The following is a 21949-nucleotide window of genomic DNA, read 5'->3' as shown; positions in this document are numbered from 1 at the left end:
TGGGGTTGCATGGCAGGAAAGCATAAAAATAAATAAAAACATTAAGGGATATGGTAAAAATTTTATGGTAAATACCATAAATAATAAGCGCACAAACAAATTTGGTTGTGAGGGAGTAGGAAAGCATATTATGTTCAATATGAATAATATACAAAATTGCGGTGATTATGCATGGGGGTTATACAAAAAAACAGGAGTTAACACTAAATAATATGCAAAAAATCTGCTTGCCCATGGTATAAAAATAAATTGCAGGCGCTGCCAAAGAAATTGCTTTTCTTTGTTATTCTTTAAATAAAAAAGGGTTATCAATTTCGGGCAGGGAGGGTTGCCATTTTTATTAAAAGATTTTTCGCTTTGGCCCTTATATATATTAGGAAGAAAAAGCTTGAATTTTTATAAAAAACCATGATAAAGGGCAAGCTTATCAAGCTTCGGCTTTACAGGGAAAATAAGTGGTGTTAATATGGTAACAATCATGAATATGCAATCATCAATGAATACAAAAAAAGGAGCACGTTATGAAAAAGGAAAATAAAAATTGGGGCATGGCGTTAATTATGATCATATATGTTCTTTGCTTTGTATTTCGGGGCTTTGAATATATGATATTGCGAACGGATCGCACCATAGTTGGGGAAGCATTTATACATAAGCTGATGGGGATTGTCCTTCTTTTTTGGGCACTGCGGTATCTTTGTATCAAAGGAAGGGAGATTGGTTTTACAACTGTCAGGGTTGGAAAAAATATTGCATACGGCTTATTGCTTGGGCTGCTTGTATTTATTCCTGCCTATGGAATTGAGCTTTTTATGCAATATGCTTCCGGTAACGAGCCAAGTCTGAATTTTTTTGTTACCAGTTATGGGATCCAAGGAAATTTGGGGAATCATAAAGCATTGCTTTTCTATTTTTTATGCATTATGGGCAATATCATCAATGTAATCATGGAGGAGGGTGTTTTCCGTGGCTTATTCTTAAAAATTGCAGAGGGGAAATACTCCTTTTTTAAAGCGGCGGTGCTATCTTCAGTTTTGTTTGGTTTTTGGCATATTGCTGCACCCTTGCGCAGCTTTTTGGATGGGGAAATGCAGCTTTTTTCTGCTTGTATGGCAATGCTCAGCTTGGGTGTGATGTCTGGTGTTATGGGGTTAAAGCTATGTATGCTTACAAAAATTTTCGGGAATCTTTGGGTGCCTATGGCGGATCATTTTTTCAATAATACCATAATTAATTTATTGCATATTACAGCCCTTTCGGGGGCAGATCAAATGCAGGTAATGCGTATTGCCCTTGCCCAAACCCTTTCCTTTATGGTAGTTCTTTTTTTGTATTGGAAAACCAAGGCAAGGCAGAAAACCACTTTTCGTGAAGCATGAGGAAAAGTTAAAAAAAGCGCCTAAAACCGTGGGCTATGCCCACACCTACTTGCTTTTTGAAAAAAGCAAGACCAAAAACTTTTATTTGAAACCCCATTTCATGGGGTTTTGCTAAGAAATAACCTTACATAAATGGGTCAAGGGATACATCCCTTGCGAGGTTCGGGGCAGCGCCCCGAGGTCTTGCCCTTGTCTACGTTTTGTCTCCTCGTAGCACTGGTACTATGCTCTTAATCTTGTTAACGGAAAAATTTTTTCGACACTCTGTATGCTCTCTATAGCAAGGTGCGCTTGACATAATAATCAAAATGTTGTATATTAAACTTGTTGAATATATAACTTTGGAGGTATTGATTATGTCGCTTAAGCATGGTTTACTGGGGCTTTTGAATTATGGTTCTATGACGGGGTATGAATTGGATAAGGCATTTAAGGCCTCCCTTTCATTTTTTTGGCAGGCAAAGACCAGTCAGATTTACCGAGAGTTGGACGCTATGGAACGCCAAGGCTGGTTGACCAGCCAACGGGTGATTCAGAGTGAAAAACCAAACAAGAGAGTGTATACCATAACAGAGGGGGGGAAAGAAGAACTTACGAAGTGGCTGTCCTCTCCGGAATCAGATATTATGGATGCAATGAGCGTTCGGAGCCCATTTCTAATGCGTGTATTCTTTGCCGGAGAAACCAGTACAAAACAATCGTTGGAAATGCTGTATGCCTACCGTCAAAAGTGCCTTGAAAGCAAAAATAGATTGGGTAGTGCTTATGATGCTATCTCTGAATATGGGGCGATTGTGGGTGATGAAAAGAAGTCAAAATACTGGCAAATAGCGGCGCTTTATGGGGATGCTTTTTTTGATGCCGGATTGAACTGGGCGGACAAAGCGATTGTTCTGTTAAAAGAGGAGCTGGGAGAATGAAAGTCTTGGTTTTCAACGGTTCGCCGAAAGGGGAACATAGCAATACCATGCACCTTACCCGTGCATTTTTAAAGGGCGCCGCATGGACTGATGCGGAGATTGTTGATGTTGCAAATGCCAACGTAAAGGGCTGTCTGGGGTGCTTTGCTTGTTGGAATAAAACACCGGGCAAGTGCATTATAAATGATGGAATGGCTGAAATTCTTGATAAAATAATTGCCGCGGATGTGATTGTTTGGTCTTTTCCCCTATACTATTTCAGCGTCCCTGGGGGCTTAAAAAACCTGATTGACCGCCAGCTTCCCCTAAATCTGCCCTTTATGGCAGAAGGCGTAGAGAGCGGAGGGCATCCGTCGCGCTATGACCTAAGCCGTCAAAAGCATATTGTTATTTCTACTTGCGGCTTTTGGTCTTCCAAAGGGAATTATGACGGGGTTATCTCTATGTTTGACCACTTTTGCGGCAAGGGTAACTACACGGCAATCCTTTGCGGACAGGGAGAACTGTTCAGCGTGCCAGAACTGAAAAATCGCATAGACACATATTTGGAAATTGTCTGTCGTGGGGGGGCTGAATACGCCGCCGGAGGAATACGTGTGGAAACCCAAGGGGCGCTGGAAGAGCCATTATATCCTCGGGATGTATTTGAAAAAATGGCTGATGCTTCTTGGGGAATTACCAAGGGGGAGGACGCAAAGGTGCCGGCCGAGGAAAGCCTTCGCTTTACAGTGCAGATGGCAGCTTTATATAGACCGGATGGAATGGAACGGGTATTGGAGTTTCATTACACCGACATTCAAAAAACCTATCAAATTTTGTTAACAAAGGAAGGCTCTAACGTTATAACAGACGGATTCAGGCCATATACTACAAGGATTGAAACGCCGTATTCCCTTTGGCGTTCCATCTCTCGCAATGAAATTTCCGGGCAGGATGCCCTGTTTCAACGCCTTTATACAGTCCGTGGGGATTTTAGCCTGATGCTAAAATGGGATGAGCTTTTTGGAGCATACATTCCTGCACAACCATCCCCTGCAGACCCTCAGCGCAAGACCAATATGTTGATTTTTCTTGTGCCTTGGATTGTCATTTGGACAGTCATAGCCATAAATCCCATCATCGGCAGCGCCGCAGGCATTGTTGTGACTACGCTTGTTACGTTGTTATGGCTTGTATTCCGACCTGTGGTTTTTGAGCAAGTCAGTGTGCCCATTGTGGCGGGACTTTCGTTGGCGGTCTTACTGGGTGGGGATATAAGGCTTATCGTTTCCGCCAGCTATTTCATATTTGGCCTGCTATGGATCGTGGGAGCATTTACGAAAATCCCCCTTACCGCCCATTACAGTGCAGAAAATTATGGAAAGGAAAGGGCCTTTGCCAATCGTTTATTTATTAAAACTAACCGTATATTGACTGCCGCTTGGGGCGGACTGTATCTTGTCACAGCGGTATGGACTTATATTTTGATGGGTACCGGCTTTTCCCCCTACATAGGCGCAATCAATTCTGTTTTGCCTGTGCTGATGGGTATTTATACAGCATGGTTTCAAAAATGGTATCCGGCACGGTGGGCAAGAGGATAGGAAACAAAAAAAGAGTAGGTAAAGCTTCGTTGTTACCTGCTCTTTTTGCTGTAAATTTTTGTATTTTAGGTCAAAGTCTGCCATAGGCAAATCATTTCATAAACAAATTATTATTTTTGATTTCCCGAGGCAAGGCTTATTAGAATTCTGCGTTCTTAACCGTTCTTGGGTAAGGCAGTACGTCACGGATATTGCCCATGCCCGTCAAATACATTACCGCCCGTTCAAAGCCCAAACCGAAGCCTGCGTGTCTGGTGCCGCCGTATTTTCTAAGGTCAAGATACCACCAGTAGTCCTCTTTGTTCAGCCCCAATTCTTCCATACGCTCTTCCAGAAGCTCCAAGCGCTCCTCTCTCTGGCTGCCGCCGATGATTTCGCCAACACCGGGCACCAAAAGATCCATAGCGGCAACGGTTTTGTTGTCTTCATTCATGCGCATATAGAAAGCCTTGATTTCCTTGGGATAGTTGGTGACAAAAACAGGCTTTTTAAAAATCTGCTCTGTTAAATAGCGTTCATGCTCCGTTTGCAAATCAATGCCCCATTCTACGGGATATTCAAAGGTTTGTCCACTTTCAATCAACAATTCCACGGCCTTTGTATAGGTTACACGGCCAAAGTCGTTGTCCAAAATATTTTGCAGTCTTTCTAGTAAGGTTTTATCCACAAAGCTGTTGAAAAACTCCATTTCTTCTGGGGCGTTTTCTAAGACATAACGAATGATGTATTTCAGCATATCCTCCGCCAGTTCCATATTGTCCTCAAGGTCTGCAAATGCCATTTCCGGCTCAATCATCCAAAATTCTGCCGCATGACGGGCGGTATTGGAATTTTCTGCACGGAAAGTAGGCCCAAAGGTATATACGTTACGAAAGGCCATAGCGAAGGTTTCTGCGGAAAGCTGACCGCTTACAGTCAGGTTTGTTTCTTTGCCAAAGAAATCCTTGGAAAAATCCACCTTGCCGTCCTCTGTTATAGGTAAATTATTTAAGTCCAGTGTGGTAACACGGAACATTTCGCCGGCACCTTCGCAGTCACTGCCTGTGATAATTGGTGTGTGGGCATAAACGAAGCCTCTTTCCTGAAAAAAGCTATGGATTGCATAGGCAATTAAGCTTCTGATACGGAAGGTTGCGGAAAACATATTGGTTCTGGGGCGCAAATAAGCAATTTGGCGTAAAAATTCAACGCTGTGGCGCTTTTTTTGCAAAGGAAAATCAGGGGTAGAGGTGCCTTCTACTTCGATTTCAGATGCCTTTAATTCAAAAGGCTGCTTTGCATCGGGCGTTTCCACTAAAAGCCCTTTTACAATCAAAGCTGCGCCAACGCCCTGCTTTGTTATTTCTGTATAATTAGACAAGGTGTCAGCTTCAAAAACAACCTGTAGGTTTTTAAAGAAAGAGCCGTCATTCAGCTCAATAAAGCCAAAATTTTTGGAAACACGCATGGTACGAATCCATCCGCCAATGGTTACCTCTTTGCTTGCATAGGCTGCCGTATCACGATAGATCGATTTTACTGTTGTCAAATCCACAAGAGATCGCTCCTTTTCCTATTACTGAATTCATATGTTTCCTATTTTAGCCTTTTGCCGCAAAAAACACAACCATTTTCTTATAGAAATGGCAAAAATTCGCCATATCCTTCCTGTTCCATCTCCTTTTTGGGGATAAAACGCAAAGCCGCACTGTTGATGCAATAACGCAATCCCCCCAACTCTTTGGGGCCATCGGGAAATACATGTCCCAGATGGGCATTTCCCGACCGACTGCGCACCTCTGTGCGGATCATATCATGGGAAAGGTCATCATATTCCAAAAGGGTGTTTGGATCTAGGGGTTTTGCAAAGGCGGGCCAGCCGCAGGCGGATTGGAATTTGTCCTTTGAAGTAAACAAAGGCTCGCCTGTTGTGATATCCACATAAATCCCTTCCTCCTGGGTTTGACAATACTCGTTTAAAAAGGGTGGTTCGGTTTCGTTTTTCTGGGTAACGGCGTATTGCAGGGGTGTGAGCGTTGTCTTTAAAACGCTGGTTTCGGGTTTTGGGTAATTTTCTTGATTTATAATGCTTTGCTTTTGCTTTGCAATTTTTGCAAAATTAATGTGGCAGTAGCCATTGGGATTTTTGGTCAAATATTTTTGGTGATATTCTTCTGCCTGGATAAATTGCAGTAATGGAAGGTTTTCCACAACGATGGGGCGATCGTAGTCTTGCTGTAATTCCTGCAAAAAGGCGGCGATGATTGGTGCTTGTCCTTCATGGGTATAATAAATCCCCGTGCGGTATTGAATGCCAATGTCCATGCCTTGTCTACCCATGGTGGTAGGGTCTATGGTGTAGGCAAATTCCTTAAGGATTTCAGTAAGACTGATTTTTTGCGAATTAAAAATAACCTCTACGGTTTCTGCATGACCAATGCCGCCGCAAACCTGCTCATAGGTAACGATTTCGGGCAGAGTGATTTCTCTGCCTTCTTTTTTGCCCAAGGCATAGCCGACACGCGTGGAAATTACACCGTCTATGGTTTCCATATATTGTTCTGTGCCCCAAAAGCAGCCGCCTGCCAAATATATTGTTTCTTGCACTTTTTATTCCTCCTTTCAGAACCAAGGTCAAGAACCAAGGTTAAGACCGCGGGTTTCACCCTCTCACTGCCCAAGATAGGGCAGACAGCAAAGCTGGCTTTTGCGTAGCAAAAGTGATGAACAAACCCGACTTGCTTTTTGAAAAAAGCAACAGCAAAAACTTTTATAAAAACCCCATTGCCATGGGGTTTCGGTGGAAAGTCGCTTCGCAAAAACGTAGTTTTTGTATAAACGGGTCAAGGGATGAAATCCCTTGCCGGGTTCGGGGCAGCGCCCCGAGGTCTTGACCTTGAACTCCCCCTTGCCGGGTTCGGGGCAGCGCCCCGAGGTCTTGACCTTGCTTTATCTATTTGTAATATCCGTCAAACGATACAAATCCGTACGGCGATGCTGCAAAAGGGGTAACTCTCTGCGTACTTTCTCCAAATATTCCAAATCCCATTCAACAAAAGCAATTTCCTCTTTTTCCTCCAGCTGTACAAGAACCCTGCCCCAAGGATCGGTGGAGATGGTGTGTCCCCATGCAACGTAGGAGGCGGAATTGTCCCTTGCCGGAGCAATCCCTGCCATATAAAGCTGATTGTCTAACGCTCTTGCACGGAAGGAAAGCTCCCAATGGGCAGGGCCTGTGGTCATGTTAAAGGCGGCAGGCACAATAATCCCTTTTGCGCCTTGAAGCGCCAAAAGACGGGCAAGCTCGGGGAAACGAATGTCATAGCAAATCATTAGACCTAGTTTCCCCCAAGGTGTGTCAAAGGTGGTGAAATCCTCGCCGGGTGTGAGTACATCGGACTCCATAAAGCGCTGACCGCCCTCTATGTTGATATCAAATAAATGCATTTTGCGATGCTTTTCAATTCTGTGTCCTTTTGGATCAAAAACAAAAGAGGTATTATAAATTTTATCCTTAAATTTTTCGGGTACAGAGCCGGCAACAATATAAATTCCATGTTCCAATGCTAGATTTCCCATTTCCAAAAGAAAAGGGTCGTCCTTATCCATGGCGAAACGAGGAAAACAGCTATTGTCATAGGGGCAGGCAAACATTTCGGGAAAAACGGCAATATCAATTTTTTCCGCCGCCGCTTCAGCAAGAAGGGTCTTTGCTTTTATCAAATTTTCCTCGGGGGTGTTTTTTACTTGCATTTGAATTAAGGCTAATTTCATGAAAATCTCCTCCGCTCTTTTTGTTTTGAGTATAACATGGTTTTTCCATGGAAAAAAGTAGGATAAGCAACAAATAGCGACAGTTTTTGAAAGGGATAATGAAAACCTTGGGCATTTCCCTCTTATTTGATTTTATAAAAAAGCAAGACTAAAAACGTTCAATGAAATCCTATCCCTGGGATTTAAATACAAATGAATACAAAAAACCATCCCAAAGCTTTTGGGATGGTCAGACTGCGAGTAAGCTTTTTCAAAACTGCAACGCTCAAGAGAGGGCGGCTGTAAACTTGCAGGTTTGGAGTAGTGTTTTGAGATCTTGATATTAGCTGAAAAACAGGGATTTATACCCCATTACAAAAACAAACAATACGACAAGGGGCAAAATCCATTGGATATAAAAACGGATGGACTTGGGAAATCTTAACCCTTTGCCGCTGTTTGCCTCTGCCATAAAATTATCCCAGCCCCAGCCCATTTTCATGGAGCAAAATAGAACGTAAACTACACTGCCTAGGGGGAGGATGTTGTTGCTTACAATAAAATCTTCAAAATCCAAAACGGTGGAGCCTGCACCTAAGGGCTGAATGCCGCTTAATAGGTTAAAACCCAATACGCAAGGCAGGGAAAGGAGAATAATTGCCACAAGGTTAATGAAAACCACCTTTTTTCTGCTTGCATTTGTAAGGTCTGTGCCAAAGGAAATAATGTTTTGGAATACGGCAATCACTGTGGATAATGCGGCAAAGCACATAAATAAAAAGAATAAACTTCCCCATAAACGACCGCCGGGCATTGCATTAAACACATTGGGCAGGGTAATAAAAATTAAGCTGGGGCCGGCCCCGGGGTTGATTCCGTAAGCAAAGCAGGCAGGAAAAATAATCAGCCCCGACATTAAGGCAACCGAGGTATCCAGCAAAGTAATGAAAACTGCCTCTCCCGTTAAGGAGCGGGAGCGGTCAATATAGCTGCCAAAAATTGCAATGGCACCCATACCGATGCTAAGCGTGAAAAAGGCCTGTCCCAAGGCGGCAAATAAAACCTCCAGAATCCCGTTTTCCTTTAAGGCGGAAAAATCGGGCGTAAGGTAAAACCGCAGACCTTCTTCGCCGCCTTCTAAGACTGCGGAGCGAACGGCCAAAACCACCATTAAAAGCAGCAGCAATACCATCATTACCTTTGTGATTTTTTCAACACCTTTTTGTAGACCACGGCTGCAAATGCCAAAACCAATCAAAACCACCTCAATCATAAAACCAGCCATAAGGGCGGGGTTTTCCAGCATAGAACCGAAAATATTCGCCACACCGTCTTGATCCAAGCCGCCAAAGCCTCCACTGGCCATTTGGATAAAATAGTACAGCATCCAACCGGCAACCGTAGTATAAAACATCATTAAAAGATAATTACCAGCCATGGCAAAATATTTGAAATAATGCCACTTGGTTCCTTTTTGCTCTAAAACATCCATGGACATGGCAACACTTCTTTGGCTGGCACGCCCAACGGAAAGCTCTGTTACTAAAATGGGAATGCCAAGCAAAACCAAAAATAAAATGTAAATCAATACGAAGGCTGCACCGCCGTATTTTCCTGTGACATAGGGGAATTTCCAAACATTTCCCAAGCCAATGGCACAGCCGGCGGAAATGAGGATGAACCCTAATCGGGATGAGAATTTTTCTCTTTGTTGATTCATAATACCCTCCTAAAAAAACGGCATCTTTGCCGTAAAAAAATAAAAGCGATTCCATTATAGGTAAAATAGACATAAAAAACAAGGGAAAACAGCGAATTATGCAGTATACATAGAAAAAAGTAAAAATTTTTTACAATACCCATAAGAAAAAAAGTGGTATTTTACTTGGCGAAACGGTATACTGAAAACAGCAGAAAAAAGCAAAAAGAAGCAGAAAGAAGGGGCAAGATGATAGACTTTTCGCAGCTATTAAAATCTGAGATTCGCCCTGCGTTAGGAGTAACAGAGGTTGGGGCCATTGCCCTTGCGGCGGCAAGAGCCTACGATGCCGTAAGGGGCGAGGTATTGCATATGGAAATAAATATGAACGGAGGAATGTTTAAAAATTCCTTTTCCTGTGGAATTCCCGGTACCAACGAGCTGGGATGCAAAATGGCGGCGGCACTGGGAGCTGTAGGCGGCAATTGGCAGCTGGGGCTGGAGTGCTTAAAGGGCATTACGGAGGAACAGGTGAAAAAAGCAAAAGCCCTTCCTGTGGATATTTTTGTGGATAAGGAAAAGGATGGAATATATATTCAAGGGGAGGTTACCACCACAAGGGGCGTTGGCATTGCCCGTATTGAAAATTTCCACGATGGGATTACATATGTGGCAAGGGATGACGAAATTATTTTCAAGGAAGAAAAAGGGGAAGATGAGAAAAAAGAGCCTTTTCATTTTGACTCCATCACCATTGGGGATATGGTGGAATACGCTTCTTTCGTTCCTTGTGAGGAAGTATCTTTTTTGAAGGAAATGATTGCAATGAACTGTAGGCTTTCCAAAGCGGGGGAAAAAGGTGTTGGCTTGGCCATCGGTTCCACTTTGGATGCATTTCATAAACAAGGTGTTTTGGGCAGGGATATGTTGTATGATGCCCAAAGGCTGACCTGCTGTGCCATGGATGCAAGGCTTTCGGGTCTGCCTTATCCTGCCATGAGCATTGTGGGCAGTGGTTCTCATGGCATTGTCTGCTCTTTGCCTGTGGTTTCCTACGGCAGAAATATTGGGGCAGGGGAGGACAGAATTTTGCGTGCCATTGCATTAAGCTGTTTGATTACCATTTACAGTAAGCATTATACAGGCAGGCTTTCCGCCCTTTGCGGCTGTGTTTTGGGCGGCGGAAGCGGCGCTGCCGCAGGGCTTGTATACCTTATGGGTGGTGGTGCGGCAGAGGTTTCCCATGCAATGAATCATATGGCGGCAAATTTAACGGGTATGATTTGCGATGGCGGCAGTATTGGTTGCTCCCTAAAGGCATCAGCAGGGGTGTATTCTGCGTTTCTTTCAGCCATGCTTGCCATGAACGAAACTGCTATTCCCAATGATTTTGGGGTGATCGGTGCCTCGGCAGAGCAAACGGCGAAAAATCTTGGGAGAATTTCCGCAGAGGGTATGGCACCCATGGATAGAACCATTATTGATATTATGCAGCAGAAAAGATAAGATATTAAGACATGAAGACCTTAAAACCTTGGGTCTTGCCCAAACCTACTTGCTTTTTGAAAAAAGCAAGAGCAAAAACTTTTCATGAGAACCGCATATTCATGCGGTTCTAGAAAATAAAGTTTAGGTCAAGCCTTTTCAAAGGCTTGCAGAGTTCGGGACAGAGTCCCGAGACCTTGACCTTATACCTTGACCTTTTTAAAACCAGTTTGGAGGGGATTTTTTTTGAAGGAAATATTTGATGCAGTAAACGGAGTTTTTCATTTTGTTGTGCCCATTGCCGATTTTTTGTGGGACTTTCCCACAAACTTTGGATGGTACGCAGCCATTCCCGTTTTGGGTAAATTAAGCTTTGCAGTTGTCTTGCTGATCGGCTCGGGCATTTTCTTTTCCATAAAAACAGGCTTTATCCAGATAACCCATTTTAAAGAAGGTCTTCGTATTTTAACCAGACAAAGAGCGGCAGCCATCGGTATTTCGCCCCTTGCGGCGTTTTTCTTAAGCTCTGCCATGCGCGTTGGTCCGGGAAATATTTTGGGCGTTACCGGCGCCATTTCCGTTGGAGGTCCCGGCGCATTGTTTTGGATGTGGGTAAGCGCATTTTTTGGAATGTCAACAGCTTTTATGGAGGCAACCCTAGCTCAGATTTTTAAGGAGAAAAAAGGCGATGAATTCGTGGGCGGCCTGCCCTTTTACGGAAAGAAAATTATGGGAAACCGAGCGTGGGTGGGCGTAGCCCTGTCGGCAATTTTTATCCTTTATGCCATGTTCTGCCTGCCTGCTCAGGCGTTTAATGTATTTTCCTCCGTTGGCTCCATTGCAGAGGTTGTAACGGGAAATACATATGACAGAACCTCTGTGCTGTATTATATTATTGCGGTTGTGCTGATCGTGGGGACAACAGTGTTTGCCTTTGGCGGTATCAAAAAAATAACCAAGGTTACAGATAAAGTGGTTCCTATTATGGCGGTAATCTATTGCCTTACGGTTATCGTCATTGCCGTTTTGAATTTCCGTACCATACCCTTTTTCTTTGGTGCCGTATTTAAGGGTGCATTTACACCCGAAGCGATTTTTGGCGGTTTTTTTGGAACGGCATTGGTGCAAGGGGTGAAGCGCGGCTTGATGTCCAATGAGGCAGGGCAAGGTACCATTACCATGTCTGCGGCAGCCTCCAATGCAGAGCATCCCTGTGAGCAGGGCTGTGTGCAGGCGTTAGGTGTTTTTTTGGATACCATTATCATTTGTACTCTCTCGGGCTTTATCGTTGTTATGGCCCAGCTTTGGAACAATCCTGCCCAATGGGAAGGCTTGCATAGCCAAAAGCTTCCTTTATATTTGGCCTCCATTACTTCCCTGACACCGGGCATTGGTGCAGATAGCATCATTACCCTTTTGATCAGCCTTTGCTATGGCTTGTTTGCCTATACCTGCGTGGTCGGGTTTATCATTTTTTCCGAAATTGCGGCAAATCGTATCAGTCAAAAGAAAAGCTTTATTAATTTTATCCGCATCTTAGGCGCCTTGGTTTTTATCCCCTTTGGTGCGCTTTCCGTACTGGCAGGACTGGAGTTAGATAATTTATGGTATATTTCCGACTTGGGTAATATTATCATTGTGTATTGCAACTTGCCCATACTGTTTGTTGGTGCAAAATACGCATTCCGTGCCACAAACCATTACAAAACCAAGAAAGGGGAACCATTTACCTCTGAGGTCGTGGGGATTACCTGTGAATATTGGGATGAACGAGCGAACAATTTAGGACGAAAATCCTAATTAATCAAGGAAAAAAGCGGGCAGGCTTGTTCTGCCCGCGAAAGAAGAAAGATAAAGACAAGACCTTGTGGGCTTTGCCCTCAAACACCTACAAGGGTTTCACCCTTGACCCATCTCAACCCCACATATCTATGTGGGGTTGAATAAAAGTTTTTGGTCTTGCTTTTTTCAAAAAGCAAGTGGGTGTGGGTGAAACCCACGGTCTTATGGCAGCGCCCAAGGTTTGTCTCTACGTTCTGCCTGCGAAAAATGAAAATAATTGTTGACATTTTAATTATTATTATATATAATAATATGGCGTCATTAAAAATGCGCCCAGATAGCTCAGTCGGTAGAGCAGAGGACTGAAAATCCTCGTGTCACTGGTTCGATTCCGGTTCTGGGCATTTAGCAGTTTGTTTTTAATAAATCCTATTACATAGAAAAAAGGAAGCAAATGCTTCCTTTTTTTCCTATGTGGAAGAAAGGTGGAGGGGTATGAAAAAGGCAGATAAAATTTTGATTCTGGTTCTTCTTCTTGCAGCCGTAGGCTTTGCCCTTTTTTTCTTTCTGCAGGCGGAAAAAGGTGGCATTGTAAGAGTGACGGTAGATGGTGAGGTAAAGGTGGAGCTCCCTTTATCAGAGGATACATTATATAACATTGAAACGAAATATGGATACAACATAATACAGGTGAAAGACGGCTATGTTTCCATCCATGAGGCGGATTGCAGAGATCAAATTTGTGTGGAGCATAGAAAAATCCATTTGACAGGGGAAACCATAGTTTGCTTGCCTCATAAGCTGGTGGTTGAAATTCTGGGAGAAAAGGAAACCGAGTATGATGCGGTGGTGAGATAAATGCACAGAAAAAATGTTGCGTATTATGGCTTGTTTGCAGCCTTAGCAATTCTTATGGGGTATGTTGAAATGCTGATCCCCATTCCTCTTTTGGTTCCGGGGATGAAACTGGGCCTTGCCAATGTGATTATTGTCATTGTTTTGTATTTTATGGATACAAGGGCGGCATTTTTTATCTCTTTGGTAAGGGTGCTTCTTTCCGGATTGCTCTTTGCCGGCTTTGCCGGCTTGTTATACAGTCTGGCGGGGGCGTTATTCAGCTTTTGCATTATGGTACTGTTGAAAAAAACTGATAAATTTAGCATCCTTGGGGTGAGCGTTGCCGGCGGTGTTTTTCATAATATTGGTCAAATTATTGTAGCGGCGCTGGTTGTGGAAAATATAAGACTCATGTATTATTTACCTTTTTTGCTGTTTTTTGGAGTTTTAACGGGTGCGGTCATTGGCATTGTTGCCCGAATGACTTTGGGATATTTGAAGCGGCATTTTTCTTGAGGATGAATGTCTTTTTGACAAGGACAGGTCATACAATTTGTTATGCTATTCGTTAAGGGATTTGCATATAATACTAAGAAAATCCGACGAAATCAACAAAAACTCAAAAAATATAAAGTCCCCCTTGTATAGGGGGTTTTTTAGTGCTAAAATCTTATGAAATAATTATTATAAAGTTGGAGCGTAGAAGATACGCTCCCTATTTTTCATCAGGAGGAGAGAAAAAATGGCGAAATACTTTACAGAACCATCCAGAACCTTTAGCGAATTTTTACTGGTGCCCGGCTATTCTTCAAAGGAATGTACCGTTGAAAATGTGAGCTTGAAAACGCCGGTTGTGAAATTCAAAAAAGGTGAAAAACCGGATTTGGAGATGAATATCCCCTTAACCTCAGCAGTAATGCAGGCGGTTTCTGACGACAGAATGGCGGTGGCTCTGGCAAAGGAAGGCGGCATTTCCTTTATTTACGGCTCTCAGAGTGTGGAAAGCCAGACTACAATGGTTGCCCGTGCGAAGGCGTATAAAGCAGGCTTTGTAATAAGCGATTCCAACATCAGCCCAGAGGATACGCTTCAGGATATTTTAATTCTCAAGCGAAAAACAGGCCATTCCACCGTTGCCGTTACCACAGACGGTACGGCGCAAGGAAAACTGGTGGGGCTTGTGACCAACAGGGATTATAGAATCAGCCGAATGGAAAGGGATACAAAGGTTAGTGAATTTATGACCCCTTTAAATCAATTGATTATGGCACCGGCAGGCACAAGCTTGAAGGAAGCCAATAACATCATTTGGGATAACAAAATTAATCAGCTGCCCATTGTGGACAAGGACGGCAGATTACAGTATTTGGTGTTCCGCAAGGATTATGATAATCATAAGGAAAACGAAGGGGAGCTTTTGGATAAACAGAAAAGATATGTGATTGGTGCCGGCATTAACACCAGAGATTATATGGTTAGAGTGCCTGCTTTGGTTGATGCGGGTGCGGATATTTTTTGCATCGACTCCTCCGAGGGCTATAGCGAATGGCAGAAGGACACCCTGGAATGGATCCGTAATAACTATGGTGACAGTGTGAAGGTTGGCGCAGGTAACGTGGTAGATAAGGAAGGGTTCCGTTTCTTAGCGGAAAGCGGCGCAGATTTTGTGAAGGTTGGTATCGGCGGCGGCTCTATTTGCATTACCAGAGAGCAAAAGGGCATTGGTCGTGGACAGGCCTCAGCGGTCATCGAGGTTGCCCAAGCAAGAAACGAATATTTCCAAGAAACCGGCATTTATATTCCCATTTGCTCCGACGGCGGTATTGTTTATGACTACCATATGACCTTGGCGCTGGCCATGGGTGCGGATTTTATTATGCTGGGCAGATATTTTGCACGTTTTGATGAAAGCCCCACAAACAAAGTGAACATCAACGGCAGCTATATGAAGGAATATTGGGGCGAAGGCTCCGCCCGTGCAAGAAACTGGCAGAGATACGATATGGGTGGCGACGAAAACCTGTCCTTTGAAGAAGGCGTGGATTCCTATGTGCCCTATGCCGGCAGCTTGCGTGACAACGTAGGCCTTTCCTTGAAGAAGGTGAAATCCACCATGTGTAACTGCGGTGTTCTCTCCATTCCTGAGTTACAGGAAAATTCTAAGATTACCGTAATCTCTACCACAAGCTTGGTAGAAGGCGGTGCCCATGATGTATTGTTGAAGGATAATAATTTGAATTATAAATAAGAGTAGGTTAAAAATTGTGGCATCTGTTTTTACAGGTGTCATTTTTTTTGTTTTAAGACGAGTATCCCAGAATTTCTGGAGAAAAATAGTATGATTTATTTGGAGCAGTAAGGAAAAACAAAGAAAAATGTAAATTTTAAGCGCTGTATTATACATTATAATATAATCCTATAGATCTATAATGCATAAAACCATGGAAGATGCTGAGTGGGGGTTTGAGGGCAACGCCCTCAAGATTTTGACTTTGTCTATAGTCTGAAGGAGTCGACAAACCTTGGGCTTTGGGTCAGGAATTTTGCTGCGCAAAACTATCACTGTGTGATGGCAGCATTTTCTTTGCTGTTCCATCCAAATTCGCTTGCTTTTTGAAAAAAGCAAGACTAAAAACTTTTATAGAACCCGCATGTTATGCGGGTTTAAGTGGGTCAAGGGAGAAACCCTTGTGGGTGTTTGAGGGCAAAGCCCTCAGGGTTTTGACTTTGTCTTTACCCTTTGATGCTTGTACCCTTCCCCGCCAATGTTAGATTATTTAAAAAATAATATATTTTTTAGTGAACCATCTGGAAAGTTATTACCATATATAGGTGAAGGGCAAAACCACATGTGGAGGAATTCAAATTGAAAGTTTCAGAGGTAAGTGATCTGGTTAACGTTCATGGCAAGAATATATACAATTTTTGCAGGCAGCTAACGAAAAATAAAGAGGATGCGGATGAACTTTATCAGGATACGTTTTTAAAGGCGATAGAGCTATGCCATAGAATTGATAAAGGGAATAATCCAAAAAGTTATCTGCTATCAATTGCAGTGAAATTATGGAAGAACCGCAAGCGTAAATATGCCTGGCGAGAAAGAATTGTAGCAATGGAAAGCTACCAGGATGAGATTGATTATGATCAAAATCAGTGTGTTAATGTTCAAACTCCTGAAGATGAATTATTAGAAAAAGAGTGGCAGGGAATTGTTGCCAAGACAGTTGGAGATTTGAAGGAAGAATATCGTATTCCGATGTATCTTTATTATACAGCCGAATTATCATTAAAAGAAATTAGCCGAATTCTATTTTTGCCAGAGGGTACTGTAAAAAGCAGGCTTTATAAGGCAAGAAATGAGGTTAAGAAATATTTGGAGGTTAAAGGATATGGAAGATAAAGAATTAGATCAATTATTAAAAAATGCCCTTTCAAAAGATTTTGAGCTGGATGATAAATTAAACACAAAAATTTTGCAAAAAGTGAGGGAAAATGAAATGAAGGATGTAAGAAAAATAAGAAGATTTCCTATTGTAGCAGCCATTTGTTGTGCATTGTTTTGTTGTACTGCGTTTGCAGCGTGGAAGTATTTAACGCCAAAAGATGTAGCAATTGAATATGGGGATAAACAGCTTGCAGCTGCTTTTGAAGGTAATGATGCAATTTTAATGGATGAATCTAAAACTTATGATGAATATACAGTTAAATTATTAGGTGCCGTATCTGGACAGAATTTAACTAATTTCTGTACGGATGGTCAAGTTGTATCAGAACGAACGTATGCAGTTGTTGCCATCGCTAAGACGGATGGCACTCCAATGCCAAAGACTTCGGATGATGATTACGGAAAAGATCCGTTTTTTATATCACCATTGATTCAGGGATTGAATCCGCAGCAGTATAACATTATGACAATGAACGGAGGGTATTTTGATATCGTAAGGGAAGGCATTATGTATCGGATGATTGAATGTGACAATATTCAGATATTTGCGGATCATGCACTCTATTTATGTGTCAGCAATTCAACTTTTTATGAGGGAGATGCCTATCAGTATAATGAGAAAACGGGGGATATTTCTGTAAATGAAAGTTATAAAGGGATGAATCTCTTATTTGATTTTCCATTAAATAAGGATAAAGGGAATAAAGAGGCTGCCCAAGAGTATTTGAAGGAACTTTCAGATGCCCAGGAAGCTGATGCACAAGAGGGAAGCAACGAGGAAGAAGAAGCTGTACAGAATGTTGACATAAATGAAATAATGAATCATTGGACATTGGTTTCAAAAGAGAAAGTAACTCCGGATCAGGATGAAAGAATTTATTATTCCTATAAAACTTCCAATGGTTCTGGAGAAGGTTTTATTACAGTGGATGCATTATTTGAAAAGGACGAAATAGGATACTCAAAGAATTTAAGTATTAGCGAAAGTGACACTGGTCAGAACACGGTGATTTATTATAGAGATGAAAAAGGAGATGTTACTGTGTCGGTTTATGAAACAGTAAAATAATATGGGATTATAAAAGATAAGATGTGTCTATATGCCTATATAAGAAAAAGAAAATTGGAAAGTATTTTTTAGTAGTCACCATAACAAAGATTTTTTCATACTGGAAATAAGAAATGCTGGTTTACCGATATAAAAAAAGGGAGGAATCCAAACAGGAGCCTCCCTAAATTTATATTTTTTTATTAGTGCCCTGTTGTTTCAATAGCAACGGCAGGGCAGTTTGTTTTTGATTCAATGACCATTGCCTCTGTACTGGGGGGAACATCTTCAGGAATTGCTTTTGCCAAACCGTTGTCATCCAGGGAAAAAACTTCACCACAAAGGGTGATACAAAGGCCGCAGCCAATACATTTTTCATTTACATATGCTTTCATAGAATCTCTCCTTTTTTTGCAGTTTGTACTATTGTTTCAATTTCCAAAAAAGATATGCAAATTTCGTGAAAAAAGAAACTATTAATTTTAAATTTTAAGAGAATTTATAGGGGCAAAAAAAATGTAAAAAAGAATAAAAACCTCTAAATTTTATTTTATGAAACACAAAAAAGCATGGATTGCAATTTTTGCAATCCATGCTTTTTATCAGAAAACATTAGTATTCCTTGCCCATCATAAGCGCAACATCCATCCATTCGGTGACCATACGATAGGCTTCATCCTCGTCCTTCAGGCGTGCCAAGGTTTCTTCATCGCTGTCAAAGGAAAGCAGCAACGCGCCATAAATGTTGTAAAAATCAATCTGCCAATCGTTTTTATCTTTGTATTCTCTCAGGTGATAAACCATTTCGTTTAGCCCTGTAATAGTAATCTTTTTATGGATCATATCAATCCCTCCTTTTTGGTTGAGGCTATTTTTCACTTAGTATAGCAAAAAAATACTTATATGAAAAGAGGAAATGTTAAAAAATATACAAGATCATAGAAAAAGACTATTTAAATAATTTATAATTTATGGGAAATAATAAAAATGGAAGATTTTTCGGAATAAAAAAGATTTGTATTGATTTTTAAACCTTGTTATGTTAGAATTCATACAAATAAAGGGGAGTAGCTTACGCATTATGCGACGCCAGCGTTCGTCATCACGGCTCATCCGCCCGGACGTTGCCCGAAGGATACTTTGTATTCTAGGAAGCAAGACTTTTATTGTACCGAAAAATCAAGAAAGGTGCAATGAGGGTCTTTTTTGTTTGCACTGAAAGGAGAATGGAAATGGATAAGCTTTGGATGCGGAAAAAAGAGGAGCTGTTACACGAATATGCAACCTCTAAGCGTGGACTTACGGGGGAAGATGCGGAAGAGCGCATTGAAAAGTACGGCGAGAACAAGTTGAAAGAGGGAAAACGCAAGGGTGTGGTTCAGGTTTTCTTTGAACAGTTTGCGGACCTTTTGGTTGTAATTTTAATTGCGGCGGCAATTATTTCCGCAGCAACAGGGGGCATAGAAGGAACCATTGTTATTATTGCTGTGCTAATTATAAACGCAATTTTAGGCACCGTACAGCATTTTAAGGCAGTGAAGTCCTTGGAAAGCCTAAAGGCCATGTCTGCGCCCAATGCCAGAGTCATCCGAAGCGGGGAGAAAATGGAGATTCCGGCGGTAAAACTTGTCCCCGGGGATATTTTGCTTCTTGAGGCAGGAGATGTAGCGGCGGCAGATGGACGAATTTTGGAGAACCACTCCCTACAGGTGAACGAAAGTGCTCTTACGGGAGAATCCGAAAATGTAAATAAATCTGCGGAAATTATTGATAAAGAGGATTTGCCCTTGGGTGACCGTTTGAATATGGTTTTTAGCGGCTCCTTGATCTCCTATGGTCGTGCCGTTGTTTTGGTAACAGGCACAGGGATGGATACGGAAATTGGGAAAATTGCCAATTTGATGGAGTCTGCCCAAGCAAAAGCAACGCCGCTGCAAAAAAGTCTGGATGATTTTTCAAAGAAGTTGTCCATCATTATTTTGGGCATTTGTGCGGTTGTGTTTGGGCTTGGGGTATGGCGTGGTCAGCCCATTGGGGATGCGTTGATGTTTGCTGTGGCGTTGGCGGTGGCGGCAATTCCCGAGGCGTTAAGCTCTATTGTGACGATTGGCTTAGCCATCGGTACGCAAAAAATGGCAAAGGAAAATGCCATTATCAAAAACCTTCATGCTGTGGAAAGCCTTGGCTGTGTTTCTGTTATCTGTTCCGATAAAACTGGGACCTTAACTCAAAATAAAATGACGGTGCAGAAGGTTTTTACCTTGGAGGGCACAACGGATGCCGACGATGTGGAGTGTAATAAAAATCCGTATGCCCAGCTGATTATAACAGGGGTGCTTTGTAACGACGGTGCAATCAGCGCCGAAGCCATGATTGGTGATCCTACGGAAACGGCATTACTAAGCTTTTGCCGTAAAGCAGGGGGGCATGAAGGGGAGATTCGGATGACCTACCCTCGTTTGAGTGAACTACCCTTTGATTCAGATCGCAAGCTCATGTCAACACTGCATCAGATTGATGGAAAGTACATGATGATGACAAAGGGTGCGCCCGATGTTTTGTTGGCAAGGTGTAAAAATATTGTGGAGAAAGAATCCATAAGGGAAATTACCCAAAAGGATTTAGAAGCAGTTATAGCCCAAAATCAAGGGTTTTCCTCCCAAGGCCTGCGTGTATTGGCTTTTGCGAGAAAGGAAATCGGCAAGCATCGGCTGCTCACCTTGGAGGACGAGAAGGATTTGACCTTTATCGGCTTGATTGCCATGATGGACCCCCCTCGTTTGGAGTCAGCTGCTGCCGTTAGCGATTGTCTTCGGGCAGGGATACGTCCTGTTATGATTACGGGGGATCATAAGATAACGGCTTCCGCCATTGCAAAGGAAATCGGCATCTTAAAGGAGGGGGATAGAGCCCTTGAGGGTGCAGAGTTGGAGCAAATCAGCGACGATGAGCTGCGGAATAGGGTAGAGGAAATTTCCGTTTATGCCCGTGTATCTCCGGAGCATAAAATCCGCATTGTGCGGGCTTGGCAGGAGAATGGGCATATTGCTGCAATGACAGGGGACGGTGTCAACGATGCTCCCGCACTAAAGCAAGCCAATATTGGAATTGCCATGGGCATTACCGGCACTGAGGTTTCCAAGGACGCAGCGGCGATGATTTTGACGGATGATAACTTTGCCACCATTGTAAAAGCTGTGGCCAACGGCAGAAATGTATATGCAAACATCAAAAATTCCATTCAGTTTTTGCTTTCCGGTAACCTGGCGGGGATTTTGACGGTATTATTTACCTCCTTTCTTGGCTTACCATTGCCCTTTACAGCGGTGCAGCTATTGTTTATCAATCTTTTGACAGACAGTTTGCCGGCCTTGGCGGTGAACATGGAAAAACCCACAGGATACTTGCTTAATGACAAACCAAGAAATCCAAGGGAAAGCATTCTCACCAAGGATTTTATGGGCAGATTGATTATGCAAGGCGGTATGATTGCCGTTGTGACGATGATCGCGTTTTATATTGGCTTAAGAGAAAACAACGGATTGGCTTCAACTATGGCGTTTGCAACCCTTTGCATGGCCCGTTTGTTCCATGGGTTTAACTGCCGAGGCACACGTTCCGTTTTCCGCTTGCAAAATAATCCCTATAGCTACGGGGCTTTTGCCATCGGCACGGCTTTATTAATGGCGGTATTGTTTATTACGGGGTTGCATGGCTTGTTTGATATCAATGGCGCTTTGAGGGGTACCCATATTTTGAAGATTGTAGGCTTGGCGTTTGTTCCAACACTGGTAATTCAGTTAGAGCGTTTTGTAAGAGGGAAATAAAAGAGGAAAGGTCAAGGGAAAGACCTCAGGGCTCTGCCCCGAACCCTGCAAGGGATTTCATCCCTTGACCCGTTTATGCAAAAACATGCGTTTTTGCTAGGAAACAAAATTAATATTTTCCTTAACCCCCCCCATGATTATGGAGGGGGTTAAAATAAAAGTTTTTGGTCTTGCTTTTTACAAAAAGCAAGTGGGTGTGGGCAAAGCCCACG

General features: G+C 42.6%; 17 protein-coding genes and 1 tRNA gene. 12 read left to right on the top strand and 6 right to left on the bottom strand.

Annotation, left to right across the window (positions count from 1 at the left end):
• Positions 1-521 precede the first annotated feature (521 nt).
• The 3 genes from CLNEO_RS01105 to CLNEO_RS01095 all read left to right on the top strand — a co-directional run bounded on the left by CLNEO_RS01105 (position 522) and on the right by CLNEO_RS01095 (position 3882).
• Positions 522-1379: a CPBP family intramembrane glutamic endopeptidase gene (locus CLNEO_RS01105; RefSeq protein WP_066083606.1), complete on the top strand. Its 858-nt coding sequence runs from the start codon at positions 522-524 to the stop codon at positions 1377-1379.
• Positions 1380-1735: 356 nt separating this feature from the next.
• Entirely contained in the window at positions 1736-2299 is a 564-nt protein-coding gene (locus CLNEO_RS01100; protein ID WP_066083604.1) for a PadR family transcriptional regulator, read from the top strand.
• Positions 2296-3882, top strand: coding sequence for a flavodoxin family protein (locus CLNEO_RS01095; protein ID WP_066083601.1), 1587 nt, complete (start codon positions 2296-2298; stop codon positions 3880-3882). The genes CLNEO_RS01100 and CLNEO_RS01095 overlap by 4 nt, the downstream gene beginning before the upstream one ends.
• Before the next feature lie 139 nt (positions 3883-4021).
• Here CLNEO_RS01095 and asnS read toward each other — a convergent pair whose 3' ends face one another.
• The 4 genes from asnS to CLNEO_RS01075 form a co-directional block, all read right to left on the bottom strand.
• Positions 4022-5416 (bottom strand): asparagine--tRNA ligase, encoded by a 1395-nt coding sequence (gene asnS, locus CLNEO_RS01090; RefSeq protein WP_066083598.1) that lies wholly within the window; start codon positions 5414-5416, stop codon positions 4022-4024.
• 80 nt (positions 5417-5496) lie between these two features.
• Complete coding sequence (gene msrB, locus CLNEO_RS01085; RefSeq protein ID WP_201032838.1) at positions 5497-6468, bottom strand: peptide-methionine (R)-S-oxide reductase MsrB; 972 nt, start codon at positions 6466-6468, stop codon at positions 5497-5499.
• 342 nt (positions 6469-6810) lie between these two features.
• Entirely contained in the window at positions 6811-7635 is an 825-nt protein-coding gene (locus CLNEO_RS01080; protein ID WP_066083597.1) for a carbon-nitrogen hydrolase family protein, read from the bottom strand.
• A gap of 322 nt (positions 7636-7957) precedes the next feature.
• A complete protein-coding gene (locus CLNEO_RS01075; protein ID WP_066083595.1) occupies positions 7958-9334 on the bottom strand; it encodes a sodium-dependent transporter in 1377 nt (458 codons plus the stop codon).
• Positions 9335-9562: 228 nt separating this feature from the next.
• Here CLNEO_RS01075 and CLNEO_RS01070 point away from each other — a divergent pair, with 228 nt between their 5' ends.
• From CLNEO_RS01070 to CLNEO_RS01035, 8 genes are all read left to right on the top strand, one after another.
• Complete coding sequence (locus tag CLNEO_RS01070) at positions 9563-10819, top strand: L-cysteine desulfidase family protein (protein ID WP_066084549.1); 1257 nt, start codon at positions 9563-9565, stop codon at positions 10817-10819.
• Between the two features lie 225 nt (positions 10820-11044).
• Positions 11045-12598: an alanine/glycine:cation symporter family protein gene (locus CLNEO_RS01065; RefSeq protein ID WP_066083593.1), complete on the top strand. Its 1554-nt coding sequence runs from the start codon at positions 11045-11047 to the stop codon at positions 12596-12598.
• 313 nt (positions 12599-12911) lie between these two features.
• Positions 12912-12984: transfer RNA gene (locus CLNEO_RS01060), tRNA-Phe, on the top strand.
• A 91-nt stretch (positions 12985-13075) separates the two neighbouring features.
• Positions 13076-13438 carry a NusG domain II-containing protein gene (locus tag CLNEO_RS01055; protein WP_066083592.1) on the top strand — a complete coding sequence of 121 codons (363 nt, stop codon included), beginning with the start codon at positions 13076-13078 and terminating at the stop codon, positions 13436-13438.
• The gene (locus CLNEO_RS01050) at positions 13439-13933 is read left to right on the top strand and encodes a Gx transporter family protein (RefSeq protein WP_066083590.1); all 495 of its coding nucleotides are present in this window, start codon (positions 13439-13441) and stop codon (positions 13931-13933) included. It abuts the gene before it with no gap.
• A 226-nt stretch (positions 13934-14159) separates the two neighbouring features.
• Entirely contained in the window at positions 14160-15665 is a 1506-nt protein-coding gene (locus CLNEO_RS01045; protein ID WP_066083588.1) for an IMP dehydrogenase, read from the top strand.
• A gap of 618 nt (positions 15666-16283) precedes the next feature.
• Positions 16284-16817: an RNA polymerase sigma factor gene (locus CLNEO_RS01040; RefSeq protein ID WP_066083586.1), complete on the top strand. Its 534-nt coding sequence runs from the start codon at positions 16284-16286 to the stop codon at positions 16815-16817.
• Positions 16807-17931 (top strand): hypothetical protein, encoded by a 1125-nt coding sequence (locus CLNEO_RS01035; RefSeq protein WP_083531786.1) that lies wholly within the window; start codon positions 16807-16809, stop codon positions 17929-17931. The genes CLNEO_RS01040 and CLNEO_RS01035 overlap by 11 nt, the downstream gene beginning before the upstream one ends.
• 182 nt (positions 17932-18113) lie before the next feature.
• Here the strand turns inward: CLNEO_RS01035 and CLNEO_RS01030 are convergent, their stop codons facing one another.
• Complete coding sequence (locus tag CLNEO_RS01030; protein ID WP_066083581.1) at positions 18114-18305, bottom strand: ferredoxin; 192 nt, start codon at positions 18303-18305, stop codon at positions 18114-18116.
• 217 nt (positions 18306-18522) lie between these two features.
• The gene (locus CLNEO_RS01025) at positions 18523-18753 is read right to left on the bottom strand and encodes a hypothetical protein (RefSeq protein ID WP_066083578.1); all 231 of its coding nucleotides are present in this window, start codon (positions 18751-18753) and stop codon (positions 18523-18525) included.
• A gap of 389 nt (positions 18754-19142) precedes the next feature.
• Here CLNEO_RS01025 and CLNEO_RS01020 point away from each other — a divergent pair, with 389 nt between their 5' ends.
• Entirely contained in the window at positions 19143-21737 is a 2595-nt protein-coding gene (locus CLNEO_RS01020; protein WP_066083576.1) for a cation-translocating P-type ATPase, read from the top strand.
• The last annotated feature ends 212 nt before the right edge of the window (positions 21738-21949 follow it).

It is taken from the genome of Anaerotignum neopropionicum (assembly GCF_001571775.1).
Taxonomy (GTDB): Bacteria; Bacillota; Clostridia; order Lachnospirales; family Anaerotignaceae; genus Chakrabartyella; species Chakrabartyella neopropionicum.
This window is presented reverse-complemented; position numbering and strand designations above follow the sequence as displayed.